We start from the raw sequence: 14099 nt of genomic DNA, 5'->3' as shown, positions 1-14099 counted from the left end.
TTCGGGGAAGAGCCGCAGCACCGAAGCGCGGCGCACCCGTCGAAGGAGACCCCCATGACCATCGTCGAAGAAGACGTGTCCGTCGCCCCGTCGTCCACCGCATACGCCGCCCCCGGGCAGCCCGGAGCCGTCGCGAACTATCGGGCGCGCTACGGCCACTACATCGGTGGCGAGTTCGTGGAACCCGTCAAGGGCCAGTACTTCGAGAACGTCAGCCCCGTCAACGGCAAGCCCTTCACCGAGGTCGGGCGCGGCACCAGCGAAGACATCGACCGGGCGGTCGAGGTCGCCTGGCAGGCATTCGCCGGCTGGGGCAAGACGAGCCCAGCCGAGCGGTCGGTGATCCTCAACCGCATCGCCGACCGCATCGAGCAGCACCTGGAGGAGATCGCGGTCGCCGAGACGTGGGAGAACGGCAAGCCCGTGCGGGAGACGCTCGCGGCCGACATCCCTCTCGCGGTCGATCACTTCCGCTACTTCGCCGGAGTGCTTCGGGCTCAGGAGGGCGGCATCAGCCAGCTCGACGAGAACACCGTGGCGTACCACTTCCACGAGCCGCTCGGCGTGGTCGGGCAGATCATCCCGTGGAACTTCCCGATCCTGATGGCGGTGTGGAAGCTGGCGCCCGCGCTCGCCGCAGGCAACTGCGTGGTGATCAAGCCGGCCGAGCAGACCCCGGCCTCACTGCTGTTCCTGTTCGACATCATCGGCGACCTTCTGCCCGACGGCGTCGTCAACATCGTCAACGGGTTCGGCATCGAGGCGGGCGCTCCGCTCGCGCAGCACAAGCGCATCCGCAAGGTCGCCTTCACCGGGGAGACCACGACCGGGCGACTGATCATGCAGTACGCATCGCAGAACCTCATCCCGGTGACGCTCGAGCTCGGAGGCAAGAGCCCGAACGTGTTCTTCGAAGATGTCGCCCGCTCGACGAACGACCCCTTCTACGACAAAGCGCTCGAGGGGTTCACGATGTTCGCGCTCAATCAGGGCGAGGTCTGCACCTGCCCGTCTCGCGCCCTCATCCAGCGCTCGATCTATGACGGCTTCCTCGCCGACGGCCTGGAGCGGGTGGGCAAGGTCGTGCAGGGCAACCCGCTCGACCCCGCCACCATGATCGGAGCTCAGGCGTCGAACGATCAGCTGGAGAAGATCCTCAGCTACATCGACATCGGCAAGCAGGGCGGTGCGCGGCTGCTGACCGGTGGCGAGCGCGTCGACCTCGGCGGCGATCTCAGCGAGGGCTACTACGTGGCTCCGACCGTGTTCGAGGGCACGAACGACATGCGCATCTTCCAGGAGGAGATTTTCGGCCCGGTGCTGTCGGTCACCTCGTTCGACGGCTTCGACGACGCGATCTCGATCGCCAACGACACCCTGTACGGACTGGGCGCCGGGGTGTGGAGCCGCAGCGGCGACACGGCCTACCGCGCGGGACGGGCGATCGAGGCCGGACGGGTGTGGACCAACACGTATCACCAGTACCCGGCGCATGCGGCATTCGGCGGATACAAGCAGTCCGGCGTCGGACGGGAGAACCACAAGATGATGCTCGACCACTACCAGCAGACGAAGAACCTCCTCGTCTCGTACGCAGAGGGGCCGATGGGCTTCTTCTGAGTCACCTCTCCGGGCGGGCGCACGAGCGTCCGCCCGGAGATATTCTCTGAAGGGAACGAACCGTGATCGGCGAAGAGACCGTGGAACGCGTGGCCGTGACGGAAGCAGCGGCATCGCTCGTGCGCGACCTCACGGCCCAGCACGGACCCCTCATGTTCCACCAGTCCGGCGGCTGCTGCGACGGCTCATCACCCATGTGCTACCCGACCGGCATGTTCATCACCGGGCAAGGCGACGTGCTTCTCGGGGCGCTCGACGTCGGCCTGGAGCGGCCCGTCGAGGTGTACATGTCGGAATCGCAGTTCGAGTACTGGAAGTACACGCACCTGACGATCGACGTCGTGCCCGGCCGCGGTGCGGGTTTCAGCGTCGAGGGCCCCACCGGCATGCGGTTCCTGATCCGCTCCCGGATGCTCTGACCTACTCCGGTCGCGATATGACAACCGAATCGGCGAATCCAGCTGTCATATCGCGACGGGAGCCGCACTCAGCGCGGCAGCCGAGGAACAGCGTCGACGAGTGCCCGCGTGTAGGGGTCCTGTGGAGCGTGCAGCACGTCGGACGTGGCGCCCTGCTCCACCACGCGGCCGTCCTTCAGCACCACCGTCCGGTCGCAGGCCGAGGCGATCGCGGTGAGGTCGTGCGACACCATCACGAGCGAGAGGCCGTTCTCGCGGCGCAGTCGATCGAGCAGTTCGAGCACCTGCACGCGAGTGGTCACATCGAGCGCGCTGACCGGTTCGTCGGCGAGCAGTGCCCGGGGGCGGGAGACCACGGCTCGGGCGATCGCGATGCGCTGACGCTGTCCACCGGAGAACTCATGCGGGTAGCGGCGTGCGGTGTCGGCAGGAAGCCCGACCGCGTCGAGGGCCTCAGAGATGCGGCGCTGGGCATCCGCACCGGACGCCAGCCCCAGCGACCGCAGCGGTTCGCCGACGATGCGGTCGATGCGCTGTCGGGGGTCGAGCGAGGAGTACGGGTCCTGGAAGATCGGTTGCACGCTCGCGCGGAAGCGACGCATCTGGGCGCGGTCGCGCGGGCTCAGGGCGGTGCCCTCGAACAGCACCTGCCCGCCGAGCGGGGTGGCGAGCCCGAGCAGCAGTCGTAGGATCGTGGACTTTCCCGCACCCGACTCGCCGACCAGGCCGAGCGAATCGCCTTCATCGATGCTCAGAGAGACGTCGTCGAGCACGCGACGGGATCCGTAGGCGAAGCCGGCGCCGTGCAGTTCGAGGAGCGTCATCGTCCGCCCTCCTCGGCGTCGAGGAATGCGTCCAGAGCCCGGGCGCTGTCGACCAGCATCCTCGTGTACGGCTCGGCCGGCTCGTGCAGCACCTGCGCGACCGTACCCGATTCGACCACGAGGCCGTCGCGCAGCACGACGATGCGTTCGACCATGCGCGACACCACGGCCAGATCGTGGCTGATGAACAGCAGCGCCATGCCGCGCTCGTCGACGAGGCGTTCCAGCAGCGCGAGCACGCCGTCCTGCACCGTCACATCCAGCGCGGTGGTCGGCTCGTCGGCGATGAGCAGCTGCGGGCGCGCGGCCAGGGCGATGGCGATGGCCACACGCTGACGCTGACCGCCGGAGAGCTCGTGCGGGTAGGAGCGGGCGATGCGGGTGTCGGTCAGGGCGACCTCGTCGAGCGCGGTGGCGACGGCCCTCGCGAGCTCACCGCCACGCAGCCCGAGATGGCGTCGCAGGGGCTCCGCGATCTGACGCCCCACCCGCATCAGCGGATCGAGCGCGGTGAGGGGCTCCTGGAACACGATCTGAGCGACGGGACCGCGCAGCGGACGCAGCTCCGCATCCCGCGCGCCGACGACCTGGTGCCCGCCGAGCAGCACCGAGCCCGATGCGCTGAGGGCGTCAGGGAGCAGGCCGGTCGCCGCGAGCGAGGTCAGCGACTTGCCCGAGCCGGACTCGCCGATCAGCCCCAGGCGCTCACCCGCCGCGAGGGAGAACGAGATATCGCGCACCAGCGGCCCGGAAGCAGAGCGGACTGTGAGGCCCGTGACGTCGAGAATACTCATCGACTCCTCCGGCGGGTCGGGTCGGCGAGGTCGCGCAGACCGTCGGCGAGGAAGTTCACACCGAGCACCAACGCGATGATCGCGATACCGGGAGCGATGGCACCCACCGGGGCGACGAGGACGGTGCCCTGCGCTTCTTGCAGCGTCCGTCCCCACGATGCGTTGGGCGGCGGGGCACCGAGGCCCAGGTACGACAGGCTCGCCTCGGCGAGCACCGCGGCGCCGAACTGCAGCGCAAGACTCACGGCGAGGGTGGGGGCGATGTTCGGCAGCACGTGCTGGAACACGATGCCGAGCACCCCGGTACCGCTCGTGCGCGCGGCGGTGATGTACTGCTCCTGCAGCACGCGGCGCGCCAGGATGCGGGTGAGGCGGGCCACGACCGCCGACATCGCGAGTCCGATCGCGAGCACCGCCGACCACAGCGACGCGCCCTGCACGGCGACGACCAGCATCGCGAGCAGCAGCACGGGGAAGGCGATCACGACGTCGAGTCCCGCCGAGAGCGTGTCGTCGACCCAGGGGCGGGCGAAGGCGGCGATCAGCCCGATGATCGTGCCGAGGAGTGCGGCGATCGCGACGGCACAGGTGCCGACGATGAGGGCGATGCGTGCGCCCCACATCAGCTGCGAGAACAGGTCGCGTCCGAGCCGGTCGGTGCCGAGCAGGTGCAGCGCGCTGGGCCCTTCGAGGCGGCCGCCACTGGTGTCGGCGAGCGGATAGGGCAGCCAGAACAGCGACACCAGAGCGATCAGCACGATGAGACTCGTGAGCACGATGCCGATCAGCAGCGTCGCCTTCGGACGTCGCCGCACGGGTACGGATGCGGTGACCAGCTGTTCGGCGACGCGGCTCATCGGTTCCCCGAGACGCTCGTGCGCAGGCGCGGGTCGATCAGGCGCTGCAGGATGTCGGCGGCGAACCCGACCAGCAGCACGAAGAGGGTGCTGACGACGAGGACCCCCTGGATCACCTGGAAGTCATGCTGCTCGATGGCCGACAGCAGCAGGCTTCCGAGTCCGGGCAGGGTGAAGACGCTCTCGACGACCACCGCGCCCAGCAGGGTGGTGGACAGCTCGATGCCGAGCACCGCGACGACCGGCACCGCGCCGTTGCGCACGCCGTGACGCAGCAGCGCCTCGCCCATGCCGGAACCTCCGGCTCGGGCGGTGCGCAGGTAGTCGCTGCCGAGCACATCGAGGGTGGCCGAGCGCACGTAGCGGCTGAGGGAGGCGCTCATGACGATCACGATCGTGATCACCGGCAGCGCGAGTGAGCGCAACGCGTCGGCCGGATCCTCCCAGTCCTTGCGGGGAAAGCCGCCGGAGGGCAGCACGCCCAGTCCGAGCGCGAACACCCAGACCAGCACCACGCCGACCCAGAACACCGGAACCGCGACGCCGAGCTGTGCGAACCCCGACAGCACGATGCCGTACCAGCGGTCGGACTTCACCGCGGCGGTGATGCCGATCACGAGCGAGACGAGCAGCGCGATCGCGAAGGCGATGAGCGTGAGCGGAAGGGTCACGGCAAGGCGATCGGCGATGTCCGGTCCGACCGGACGCGAGCTGAGGAAGGACTCGCCGAGATCGAAGCGCAGCAGTTGGCCCGCCCACGTCGTGAACTGCTGGAGCAGCGGCTGGTCGGAGCCGACCTGGGCTCGCGCGGCCGCGATCTGTTCGGGGGTCGCATTGACCGAGAGCAGGGCATTCGCAGGGTCACCGGGGAGCAGGCGCAGCAACACGAAGATCGCGATCATCGCGACGACGAGCGAGATCGCGAGGAACGCGAGGCGGCGCAGCAGATAGGCGAGCATGGCTTCTCAGGATGACGTGGGGGGATGCCGACGCGCGGCATCCCCCACGCACGTCAGGACTTGACGATGTCGTAGGCGAAGAACTGCGAGTTCAGGCCGTTGACGGGGTAGCCGCTGAGGTCGCTGGAGGCGACCACGATCTGCGGGTACAGGTACAACCATACGCTCGCGGCATCAGCGGCGATCTTCTCGTTGACCTGCTTGAGCAGGGCGGTCTGCTCATCCGTCGTGGCTGCCTGCTCGGCGTCGGCGACCCACTTCTGCACGTCGGCGTCGTTGTAGCCCCAGTAGAAGTCGGGGTTGCCGTACCAGACCACATCGCGGTCGTTCACGTGCTCCTGCAGCGTCGCCTGGAAGTCCTGCTCCTTGAAGACCTTCGTGTACCACTCGTCGGCGCTGATCGTGTTGATCTCGACCGTGATGCCGACCTCGGCGAGCTGCGACTGCAGGAACTCCGCGACGGCGGGGTGCGGGTCGTAGCTCGGGGTGTCGAGGGTGAAGGTGAACCCGTCGGCGTAGCCCGCCTCCGCGAGGAGCTTCTTCGAGAGGTCGACGTCGTACGGGTTGACCTGCGTGAGGTCCTCGTACCAGGGGTCGGTGGGCGGCACCATCGATCCGATCAACGTGCCGTAGTCGCCCCAGATCGACTCGAGCAGCTTCTTCGTGTCGATCGCGGAGTAGATGGCCTTGCGCACGAGGGTGTTGTCGAAGGGAGCGACGCGGTCGTTGAAGGCGAGCAGCTCCTTCGTCGTGGACGTGCCCTCGCTGACGACGTAGTCGTCGGAGTCGAACTGCGTGAGCGAATCGGGGCTCTGCACGCTGGTGATGACGTCGATCTCGCCGGTGACGAGGGCGTTGTTCTCGGCCGTCGCGTCGGTGAAGTACGTGTAGACGACCTCCGCGTTCTTGGCCGGGTCGCCCCAGTAGTCGTCCCAGCGCTCGAGGGTGAGGGTCGAGCCCTTCTTCCACTCGTCGAGCGTGTAGGGGCCGGTGCCGTCTTCGGTGGTCGTGATGTCGCCGGCCTCGTCGTTCACGATCCAGACGTAGCTGAGGTTGTACAGGAACGAGATCGATCGCTGCGAGAGCGTGAACACGACCGTCTTGTCATCGGGGGTCGCGATGTCGGAGATCGTCTTGAAGCTCGACTTGCGGGCGGAGACCGAGTCCTCGGCGGTGACGGCCTCGATGCTCGACTTCACGTCGGCGGAGGTGAGCGGGTCGCCGGAGTGGAAGGTCACGTCGTCGCGCAGGGTGATCGTGTACGTCAGGCCGTCGTCGGACACCTGGGCATCTTCGGCGAGGAGCGGCTCGACCTCGCCGTCGTCGGTCAGCCGGTACAGGCCTTCGTAGACGTTTCCGGTCAGCGCTTCGGTCACACCCTGGCCGCCGCCCTGGGTGTTGCTGAGGTTGGTGGGCTCGTACAGCGAACCGATGAAGATCGTGGCGTCTTCGCTCGCGGTGCCGTCGTCGTTCGCGCCGGACGCGCAGCCGGCCACGAGGGCGAGCGTGGCGACGGCGCCGAGCGCGCCGAGGATGCGGGTTCTTCTCATGAGTACTCCAGGGTGAGCGGGTGCGGCGTCACGCCGCGTAGATGTCGAAGCCGTCGCGGAAAACGACGTTCTTCTCGCCTGCTCGGATAGGCAGGGGGAAGCGGTTGGATGCCGGCGGGAGCGGGCAGTTGTACTGGGCGCTGAAGCCGCAGGGAGGCACGAAAGCGCGGTTGAAGTCGAGGACGACGGAGCCTTCGTCGTCACGCAGCTCGACGAACAGGAAGCGCCCGGATCCGTAGGTCTCCGATCCGTTCGTCTGGTCGCCGAACACGAGCAGCAGCGTGCCGCCGTCGTCGAAGGCGGCGAGGGTGTACTCGTGGCCGTCGAGCTCGAGGCGGATGTCGCCGGGGACGACCAGGTCGCGCGTGCCGCCGTTGTCGCGGATGTGCTCGAACGACACCCTGCGGTCGCCGGAGACCGGGGTGAAGTGTCCTTCGAGCACCCATGCCGGGTCGTACTCGTAGGTGTCGATGCGGTCGAAGGCGCGGATGGCGGGGGAGTCGGCGTCCCAGACGCGCAGTCCGTGCTCGGCCGCGCCGGTCTCGATGTTCGTGCGCTCGATCGGCGTCACGGTGACCGTGTCGGCCGCGGCGCGCTGTTCGGCGTCGAGGTCGGGGCGCTCCCCGGTCCAACGGGTCTCGACCAGGGCGAGGTTGCCGGTCGCGGACGTGACGGCGGTGCGGCGCGCGGCCTGCCAGTGGGTGTGATCTTCGCGTTCAGACATCACTTTCAATTCTCTTGCATGCAGAACGCGGTGGGGTCGGGCGCGTCACTCGGGGTAACGCGCGTTGAACGGGAGAGATCCCACTTCGCGTACGGAGATCTGCCGTACACTTGGGTTCCATGACCGTATCTGCATCTCCGCTCAAGAGCGCCCGGCTGGAATTCCGCGTCACGGCGGATCAGAAAGCGGCGATCGAGGAAGCGGCCGCGATCGAGGGTCGCACGGTGACGGACTTCTCCGCGTCTGCGCTCGTGGAGCGCGCGCAGGAGGTCATCGAGCGCGAACGCCGATCGCAGGTCGACGCTGTACGGTTCGAGGCCTTCATCGAAGTCATGGAGCGTCCTGCGCGTTCCATCGATGGTCTGCGCGAACTGTTGCGACGCGAAACCGTCTTCGTTGACTGACTTCCTGACTCCGCGACCGCTCGCTGCCGGTGACCGGCTGTCGGAATTCCGTTGCGGCGAGGAGAGCCTCGATATCTGGCTGCGGGGCCGGGCGCGCTCGAACGAGAAGCGCGGGGCATCGCGCACAATGGTCTCCGCCACGCGGGAAGGGAGAGTGGCTGGCTACTACTGCCTGTCTTCCAGTGCCATCGACCGCGCAGACGGACCGCCGCCACTCGCCGCAGGTATGCCCGCGTCGATCCCCATCGTGCTGCTCGGGCGTCTGGCGGTAGACCTCGAGTATGCGGGCCGCGGGCTCGGCTCCTCGCTTCTGCAACACGCGACCATGCGGGCGCTCGAGGCCGCGGAGGCGATCGGCGTCCGGGCGATCCTCGTGCACGCGATCAACGACGAGATCGTGCCGTTCTACGAGAGATTCGGCTTCACGACATTCCCGGAGGCCCGGCGCACGCTCTTCCTCCTTGTCAAGGACGCGCGCGCGACCCTCGCCATCTGAGGCGAGTGGAGAGACCTCACCCGTTGAGGCGCTCGGTGAGATGCACCGTCACCTCGTCGCCGTCGCTCTTGCCGATGCGCTTGCGGATCGCGGCCGCGATCGGGAGCTTGTGCGTCCCGTCGCCGAGCGCCATGAAAGCTCCCCGGAAAGGCTCGCCGTCGACGGTACCGGCGACCTTCACGAGTCCGCGCGTGCCGAAGATCGTCGCGGAGTCGCCGAGTTGCACGCAGGTCCAGGTGTCGCCTTCGCGCACCTTTCCGAGGGTGGCGGTGAACGTGATGTCGAGTGGCGTGGGCATGGCGGTCTCCTTCTGGATCAGAGGAACGATCCGACGATCGCCCCGATGATGACGAGTTTGAGGGTCCAATCGAGCAGGTGGATGCCCGCCGCGGAGGGTGCGGTGCCCTCGTGTACGACACCGCCCATGAGCAGGGTGAGGGGGAGCGCGCTCAAAGCCAGCCCGAGGAGGGCCCCGGTGCCGATGCCGTGCCACCCGGCCGCGAGCATCAGACCGGCCACGAGGCACGAGGCGATGAGGCTGCGAAGCACGACGGCGTCCATGGACGAGGTGGCGAGGCGAGCGCGCATCTCGAAGGCGTCGCTGTACCGGGAGCACGACTCGAAGTCCGCTCTGTACGCGGCTGTCGTACGACACTGGGCGCTCGCGGGGCGAGACGCCATGCGACCCGCTCTCGAAGCGCTGAAGGCGAACCCCGACATCCGGGCGGGGCTCGTGACGCTCGGTGAGACCATGCGCGCCGGAATGCTGAGCGCTCCGGTCATGGCGATGCGTCGCCTCGTGGTCGCTGAGGCCCCCGCTCATCCCGAGGTCGCGCGAGATTACCTGGCGCAGAGCTGGGACACCAACATCCGCAATCTCGCTGAGGCGATGACCGGACTCTCCGATACGCACGGACTGGTCGTCGACGATGCGGAAGCCCTCGCGAGCGAGTTCACCTGGCTGGTCGTCGGTGCGCCGCTGAACGCCGGGCTTCTCGGTGGGGAGGGCGCTGCGCAGCCGGTGACCAGGGCCGTCGACCTGGTCTTGACCGCCTACGATCGTCGCTAGCTCGAAGCCAGGTACGTCGAGTCTCAGTCGCAACATATTGCAACCTCTGCCGGTATACCATTTGGGCATACGCCCAGCAGCGTCAGTCCCCAGCTGACCGTGGGCGGGGCGGCTCAGCCGTCATGCGGAGGGAGAGCGGATCTCTTTTCGATCCCGAGGGGGGATGGGGTGGGAGCTCGGTCCCCAGCCGGCACCCACCCCCACACTCGGGCTCTCCGCCACCGCCGCTCCGGCGCCATCAGCTCAGTTCAGTCTGCTCAGGATCCAGAACCCGACGATCGCGAACAGGACGATGACGGGTATCCACGTCCCTCCCCGCTTCAGGCGACGACCCTGCGGTGCGACGCCCGGTGGTGGGATGAGCATGCCCGCGGGTGGGGCGAACGGGAGGGCGGGCGTCGACGGCAGCGCCGTGGCCGCTGTCTCGGCCGCGAGGCGTTCGTCGCGCCACCGCGCCCACTGATCGAACTTCGTCAGCAGTGCTCCGACGGTGCCGAACAACCAGGCCCAGGTGGCGGGGTCGAGGGTCGCGACCTTGCGCTGCGTGTACAGGAACAGCCAGTCGTCGACGATCTCCACGTCGAGCTCTGCGGCGTTGTCGATGAACCGCGCCATGATGTCGGGCGTGAACAGGTACAGCGCATCGCGTTCGTATCCGCGGGGGCAGTAGAGCGTGAAGTGCTCGTCGAAGTCGCCTTCGAGCGACAGCCGTTGGCTCTTCTGGAACGACGCCGGCAGATTCGATCCGAATCCGTTGTTGCCCTTGGCGTCGAGCACGATGTTGGGCAGCGGCACATCGAGCTTCACGGCCACGTACCCCCAGCGATAGGTCGTGGAGTTCTTCCCCGACTGCACCGTGTACTGGTAGTTGCCGAACTCGACGAATCGCGGCCTGGCGCCCCTGATCAGATCAGTCGCCTGCCGTGCGCGCCCCAGGTGGAAGATCATGCCGGGCAGGGGCGGGTCGGCGACCTTCGGCTCATAGGTCATGCCGTTCGCCTCGGCGAAGCCGTGCAGCCGGTACCGCCGCATCCGCGCGTTGCGGACGCTCATCCAGATCATCACCCCGACCGCGGCCAGGAGCAGCGCGATCAGCACGAGGGGGATCGCCGCGGCGGCGGGAGACTCGCCGAACGACGCCAGGCTCAGCACCACGCCGACGAGGGTCGGGATCAGGACGACCGCGGCGGTCGCGATGGCGACGATCCCGATGATCGTGGAGGCCGAAGGTCCCCCGGTGGGTCGGGAACGGAGCTCGGCCGCGAAGGCACGCACCTTCGCGGGCTCGACGGGGTCGGTGAGGGGGCGGGCGTCGAAGCTCATCGGCGGGCGCTCAGCTGTTCACCGTGTCGGCGCCCCAGGTGAGGTCGGCGCCTTCCGGGATGGGGAGGGCTTCCAGCCGCTCGTCTGCGCAGAGCGCCTCGACCAGTGCGGGGGAGCCGGCCACGATCGTGGAGTCGAAGTCGACCTCGCTGACCATGACCCAGGAGCGGTCCTCCGGCCACAGCAGGCTCGGGCTCTGCGCCGAGGGCGGGAACCCGTGCTCCTCGGCAGGGCGATCACGCCACGGCGCCTGCAGCACCCACTCCGGATCGGCGAAAGCGCGAGGGGGTGCGGAGAACAGCACGTGGTCGCGGCCGGGCAGTGCGAGCCTCGGGCCTTCGGAGATCTCCCTCGACAGGATGCCCTCCTGCCAGGTGGGCCTGCGGAAGACGTTGTTGAACGGGTCGCGCGCGCTGCGGTCGAGCATCGCCTGATGGTTCGGGTCGTCCGAGAACGCCAGGAAGGATCGTGAGGGGGTGATCCCGAAGAAACCGAGCAGTCCCCCTCGTCCCTCCCACAGCGCGGCGAACCCGGAGTCGGGGGTCTGCGTATGGTCCACGAGGTGCGCGGCGATGGCTGCCAGGTGCGCGGGGTCCAGCTCGCCCTCCATCGGGGCGGAGAAATCGCGACCGTCGGGGGCCATCCTCGTGCGCCAGTCGCTCTCGGGCGGGGTGCGCACCAGTCGCTGCCACTGTGCGAGCGGGTGCAGAGCCGTGCCGAACGCCGCTGCCGTCTCTGCCCACGAGACCTGCTCGTCGACGAACTCGGCCATGAGCGCGTGCTGCTCCGACTCGGGCAGGCGCACCAGTTCTTCGGCCGTCGGGAGCGGTCGTCCGGGCAGCGATCTGACGATGGCGGGATGGAAGATGCGCGCGTACGCCGGATACCCGCGAGGCACGACGCCGTGCATGGTCTCGTAACCCGCGTCGAGCCGCTCACGCAGCCATGCCCCCGCCGAGGGATCGGTTATCCACTCCATGCCACCACGCTACCCGGCGTACTGCTGCCCACTACGGTAGGAGTCGCGTCACGCGGGGTGACCGCCGTGGGGGAGGGTTCGCATGCTGAATCAGGCTGAAGCTGTGTCCGGTGAACGGGTGTTCCGCCGGAACCCGCTGCGCTCAGCCGTCGGGGCGATCCTGCTCTCCGCTGCACTGTCGGCGGCGACACTCTTCGTGCTGCCGAAGTTCCTGCCGGGCACCATGAACATCTCCACCCGTGGCGTGGTGGTGCTCGTCGTCGCGATCGCCCTCACCGTGGCGGTGTTCGCAGGCTTCTTCTGGTTCCGCAACATCCGGATCGTGGTGCGTCCCGATGCGGTCGAGATCGGGAAAGCCGGCAGCCGTGAGACGTTCGCGCGCGCGTCGACGCAGTTCCGCTCCAAGATCACCGAGCATCGGACCAACGGACTCCCGAGCGGCACGACGCGCGCCCTGATCGTGCAGACGGGCGGCCGTGAGATCACGATCGAGTTGCCGGGGTACTCGCGGACGATGTTCAACGAGCTCATGGCGACACTGAATCCGATCGCGTTGCCCGTCTTCGACGATCCGGTCGCTGCGGCGCGGGCGGTGTCGCAGCTGCCGACGCAGTTCACCGTCGACGGCACCGGTGAGCGGCGTCTCGCCGCTCGGATCACGATCGCCGCGGTCGTCTTCCTCGTGATCGCGGTCGGTGTGGGCCTGCTCGCCGCCGTTCCCGGATTCCTCGACGGCGAGCTCTCCGCCCTCATCCTGCTCGCGCCGTTCGCCGCGCTCGCCGCCGTCGGGTTCGGCATCGCAGCGCTGCAGCGCCGACGCGTGGTGCGTTCGATCCCCACGCAGGTCGCGGTCGGTGTCCAGGGCATCCGGATCGACGACGTCGACACCTCGTACGCCCAACTCGATCGCATCTGGCTCACTCCGCCCGCTTACCCGGTCAGAAGGCTCCGACTGCAGCGAACGGGCGGCACCAGCACCCACCTACTGGCGTCCTCTCGCGTGGAGATCGTGCCGGAGTACGACGACCTGCTGTTCGTGGTGCGTGCCAGGACCGCCCACGTGCCCGGTCTGCTCTCCTTGGACCTCGAATGACGACCGGATCGACCGTGCCGCCGGTGGGACACGACCCCGAGTACCCGATCGTCACGGAGCGCTTGCTCCTCCGCCCGATCGCACCCTCGGATGCGATCGCGATGCACGCGTACAAGTCGGATCCGGACGCCGTGCGCTACGTGCCCTACCCACCGCTGCAGCTCGCCGACGTCGAGGAGCGCATCGCCACCACCTGGGCGAACACACGATTCGCGGCCGAGGGCGATGCCGTGTGTCTCGCGGTCGAGGACCGTGAGACGGGATCGCTCATCGGAGACGTGGTGCTGTTCTGGCGCAGCGAGACCGACCGATCCGGCGAGGTCGGGTACATCTTCGACCCGCGCGCCGCCGGGCGAGGCTACGCGACCGAAGCGGTCCACGCCCTGCTCGCCCTCGGCTTCGACGGGCTCGGCCTGCATCGCATCGTCGCACGGATGGACGAGCGCAACATCTCGTCCGCCCGCGTGGCCGAAAGGCTCGGATTCCGCCACGAGGCACGGCTGGTGGAGAGCGAGTGGTTCAAGGGCGAATGGACCACACTGCTCATCTACGCGCTGCTCGAGCACGAGTGGCGCGAGCGCTCCGCGGCGGCAGACGCCTGACGGCATCCTCCATAATCGAGGATGTGACTGCGACTGCAACCCTTCCCTCCCTCGACGGCCGCCGATTCCGGATGGTGTCGTCCACGACCTCGGCGGTCGACCCGGAATCCCCGAGCATCTTCGAGTACTTCGAACGCGACGGCGCGATCTGGGGCGGGTACGAGGGCGACACGGTCACCTTCGGCAAGTTCGTCGGCACCCGCACGGGCGACACGATCTGGGTGTCGTTCGTCCATGTGCTCAAGAGCGACGGCACGGTCGTGACCGGCGACGGCGAGAGCGAACTGGAGCTGACCGACGACGGAGGCATCCGTCTCGTCGAGCACTACGAGATGCACGGTCTGCCGCAGCTGAGCGTGTGCGAGGAGATCTCGGCCTGACGCGGG

Annotated in this window: 18 protein-coding genes; 8 read left to right on the top strand and 10 right to left on the bottom strand. The window is 68.2% G+C overall.

Annotated elements, in window-relative coordinates:
• Window positions 1-54 precede the first annotated feature (54 nt).
• Together FFS56_RS07065 and FFS56_RS07060 are read left to right on the top strand one after the other, a co-directional pair.
• Window positions 55-1620: an aldehyde dehydrogenase family protein gene (locus FFS56_RS07065; RefSeq protein WP_127012886.1), complete on the top strand. Its 1566-nt coding sequence runs from the start codon at window positions 55-57 to the stop codon at window positions 1618-1620.
• A 62-nt stretch (window positions 1621-1682) separates the two neighbouring features.
• On the top strand, window positions 1683-2039 hold the full coding sequence (locus FFS56_RS07060) for a DUF779 domain-containing protein (RefSeq protein ID WP_249352957.1): 357 nt from the start codon (window positions 1683-1685) through the stop codon (window positions 2037-2039).
• 68 nt (window positions 2040-2107) lie between these two features.
• Here FFS56_RS07060 and FFS56_RS07055 read toward each other — a convergent pair whose 3' ends face one another.
• The 6 genes from FFS56_RS07055 to FFS56_RS07030 are packed head-to-tail and all read right to left on the bottom strand — an operon-like array spanning window position 2108 to window position 7747.
• Window positions 2108-2863, bottom strand: a complete 756-nt coding sequence (locus tag FFS56_RS07055; protein ID WP_046748507.1) for an ABC transporter ATP-binding protein — start codon at window positions 2861-2863, stop codon at window positions 2108-2110.
• Window positions 2860-3657 carry an ABC transporter ATP-binding protein gene (locus tag FFS56_RS07050; RefSeq protein ID WP_127012885.1) on the bottom strand — a complete coding sequence of 266 codons (798 nt, stop codon included), beginning with the start codon at window positions 3655-3657 and terminating at the stop codon, window positions 2860-2862. The genes FFS56_RS07055 and FFS56_RS07050 overlap by 4 nt, the downstream gene beginning before the upstream one ends.
• Window positions 3654-4514 (bottom strand): ABC transporter permease, encoded by an 861-nt coding sequence (locus FFS56_RS07045; RefSeq protein WP_127012884.1) that lies wholly within the window; start codon window positions 4512-4514, stop codon window positions 3654-3656. The genes FFS56_RS07050 and FFS56_RS07045 overlap by 4 nt, the downstream gene beginning before the upstream one ends.
• Window positions 4511-5473 (bottom strand): ABC transporter permease, encoded by a 963-nt coding sequence (locus tag FFS56_RS07040; RefSeq protein ID WP_046748510.1) that lies wholly within the window; start codon window positions 5471-5473, stop codon window positions 4511-4513. Before FFS56_RS07040 ends, FFS56_RS07045 begins: the two co-directional genes overlap by 4 nt.
• A 53-nt stretch (window positions 5474-5526) precedes the next feature.
• Window positions 5527-7023: an ABC transporter substrate-binding protein gene (locus tag FFS56_RS07035; RefSeq protein WP_127012883.1), complete on the bottom strand. Its 1497-nt coding sequence runs from the start codon at window positions 7021-7023 to the stop codon at window positions 5527-5529.
• Window positions 7024-7051: 28 nt separating this feature from the next.
• Window positions 7052-7747 carry a DUF1684 domain-containing protein gene (locus FFS56_RS07030; protein WP_046748512.1) on the bottom strand — a complete coding sequence of 232 codons (696 nt, stop codon included), beginning with the start codon at window positions 7745-7747 and terminating at the stop codon, window positions 7052-7054.
• A gap of 119 nt (window positions 7748-7866) precedes the next feature.
• Here FFS56_RS07030 and FFS56_RS07025 point away from each other — a divergent pair, with 119 nt between their 5' ends.
• Window positions 7867-8151 carry a DUF1778 domain-containing protein gene (locus FFS56_RS07025; protein ID WP_046748734.1) on the top strand — a complete coding sequence of 95 codons (285 nt, stop codon included), beginning with the start codon at window positions 7867-7869 and terminating at the stop codon, window positions 8149-8151.
• Complete coding sequence (locus FFS56_RS07020; RefSeq protein WP_052748758.1) at window positions 8144-8647, top strand: GNAT family N-acetyltransferase; 504 nt, start codon at window positions 8144-8146, stop codon at window positions 8645-8647. The genes FFS56_RS07025 and FFS56_RS07020 overlap by 8 nt, the downstream gene beginning before the upstream one ends.
• Window positions 8648-8663: 16 nt before the next feature.
• Here the strand turns inward: FFS56_RS07020 and FFS56_RS07015 are convergent, their stop codons facing one another.
• Window positions 8664-8945: a DUF1905 domain-containing protein gene (locus FFS56_RS07015; protein WP_046748514.1), complete on the bottom strand. Its 282-nt coding sequence runs from the start codon at window positions 8943-8945 to the stop codon at window positions 8664-8666.
• Between the two features lie 17 nt (window positions 8946-8962).
• Window positions 8963-9196, bottom strand: coding sequence for a hypothetical protein (locus tag FFS56_RS20480; protein WP_164734135.1), 234 nt, complete (start codon window positions 9194-9196; stop codon window positions 8963-8965).
• Between FFS56_RS20480 and FFS56_RS07010 the strand changes: the two genes are divergently transcribed.
• Window positions 9180-9716 (top strand): TetR/AcrR family transcriptional regulator C-terminal domain-containing protein, encoded by a 537-nt coding sequence (locus FFS56_RS07010; protein ID WP_164734154.1) that lies wholly within the window; start codon window positions 9180-9182, stop codon window positions 9714-9716. The genes FFS56_RS20480 and FFS56_RS07010 overlap by 17 nt on opposite strands.
• 243 nt (window positions 9717-9959) lie before the next feature.
• Here the strand turns inward: FFS56_RS07010 and FFS56_RS07005 are convergent, their stop codons facing one another.
• Together FFS56_RS07005 and FFS56_RS07000 are read right to left on the bottom strand one after the other, a co-directional pair.
• Window positions 9960-11039 (bottom strand): hypothetical protein, encoded by a 1080-nt coding sequence (locus tag FFS56_RS07005; protein ID WP_127012881.1) that lies wholly within the window; start codon window positions 11037-11039, stop codon window positions 9960-9962.
• Between the two features lie 10 nt (window positions 11040-11049).
• Window positions 11050-12018: a hypothetical protein gene (locus tag FFS56_RS07000; protein WP_127012880.1), complete on the bottom strand. Its 969-nt coding sequence runs from the start codon at window positions 12016-12018 to the stop codon at window positions 11050-11052.
• Between the two features lie 82 nt (window positions 12019-12100).
• Between FFS56_RS07000 and FFS56_RS06995 the strand changes: the two genes are divergently transcribed.
• From FFS56_RS06995 to FFS56_RS06985, 3 genes are read left to right on the top strand one after another with little or no spacing between them, the layout of a single operon-like run.
• Window positions 12101-13111, top strand: coding sequence for a hypothetical protein (locus tag FFS56_RS06995; protein WP_127012879.1), 1011 nt, complete (start codon window positions 12101-12103; stop codon window positions 13109-13111).
• Window positions 13108-13713 carry a GNAT family N-acetyltransferase gene (locus FFS56_RS06990; protein ID WP_127012878.1) on the top strand — a complete coding sequence of 202 codons (606 nt, stop codon included), beginning with the start codon at window positions 13108-13110 and terminating at the stop codon, window positions 13711-13713. Before FFS56_RS06995 ends, FFS56_RS06990 begins: the two co-directional genes overlap by 4 nt.
• Window positions 13714-13736: 23 nt before the next feature.
• Window positions 13737-14093 carry a hypothetical protein gene (locus tag FFS56_RS06985; protein ID WP_225855694.1) on the top strand — a complete coding sequence of 119 codons (357 nt, stop codon included), beginning with the start codon at window positions 13737-13739 and terminating at the stop codon, window positions 14091-14093.
• Window positions 14094-14099 lie beyond the last annotated feature (6 nt).

The sequence above is a fragment of the Microbacterium sp. Beta genome, from assembly GCF_005502545.1.
Lineage (GTDB): Bacteria > Actinomycetota > Actinomycetes > Actinomycetales > Microbacteriaceae > Microbacterium > Microbacterium oxydans.
Note: the sequence above shows the minus strand (reverse complement) of the source record. Positions and strands in the feature narration are given on the sequence as shown.

Excerpts from the sequence above, each read along its gene's own strand:
- FFS56_RS07065 (WP_127012886.1), top strand. The coding sequence starts at position 55 with ATGACCATCGTCGAAGAAGACGTGTCCGTCGCCCCGTCGTCCACCGCA.
- FFS56_RS07055 (WP_046748507.1), bottom strand. The coding sequence starts at position 2,863 with ATGACGCTCCTCGAACTGCACGGCGCCGGCTTCGCCTACGGATCCCGT.
- FFS56_RS07050 (WP_127012885.1), bottom strand. The coding sequence starts at position 3,657 with ATGAGTATTCTCGACGTCACGGGCCTCACAGTCCGCTCTGCTTCCGGG.
- FFS56_RS07045 (WP_127012884.1), bottom strand. The coding sequence starts at position 4,514 with ATGAGCCGCGTCGCCGAACAGCTGGTCACCGCATCCGTACCCGTGCGG.
- FFS56_RS07040 (WP_046748510.1), bottom strand. The coding sequence starts at position 5,473 with ATGCTCGCCTATCTGCTGCGCCGCCTCGCGTTCCTCGCGATCTCGCTC.
- FFS56_RS07035 (WP_127012883.1), bottom strand. The coding sequence starts at position 7,023 with ATGAGAAGAACCCGCATCCTCGGCGCGCTCGGCGCCGTCGCCACGCTC.
- FFS56_RS07030 (WP_046748512.1), bottom strand. The coding sequence starts at position 7,747 with ATGTCTGAACGCGAAGATCACACCCACTGGCAGGCCGCGCGCCGCACC.
- FFS56_RS07025 (WP_046748734.1), top strand. The coding sequence starts at position 7,867 with ATGACCGTATCTGCATCTCCGCTCAAGAGCGCCCGGCTGGAATTCCGC.
- FFS56_RS07015 (WP_046748514.1), bottom strand. The coding sequence starts at position 8,945 with ATGCCCACGCCACTCGACATCACGTTCACCGCCACCCTCGGAAAGGTG.
- FFS56_RS07010 (WP_164734154.1), top strand. The coding sequence starts at position 9,180 with ATGAGGCTGCGAAGCACGACGGCGTCCATGGACGAGGTGGCGAGGCGA.
- FFS56_RS07005 (WP_127012881.1), bottom strand. The coding sequence starts at position 11,039 with ATGAGCTTCGACGCCCGCCCCCTCACCGACCCCGTCGAGCCCGCGAAG.
- FFS56_RS07000 (WP_127012880.1), bottom strand. The coding sequence starts at position 12,018 with ATGGAGTGGATAACCGATCCCTCGGCGGGGGCATGGCTGCGTGAGCGG.
- FFS56_RS06995 (WP_127012879.1), top strand. The coding sequence starts at position 12,101 with ATGCTGAATCAGGCTGAAGCTGTGTCCGGTGAACGGGTGTTCCGCCGG.
- FFS56_RS06990 (WP_127012878.1), top strand. The coding sequence starts at position 13,108 with ATGACGACCGGATCGACCGTGCCGCCGGTGGGACACGACCCCGAGTAC.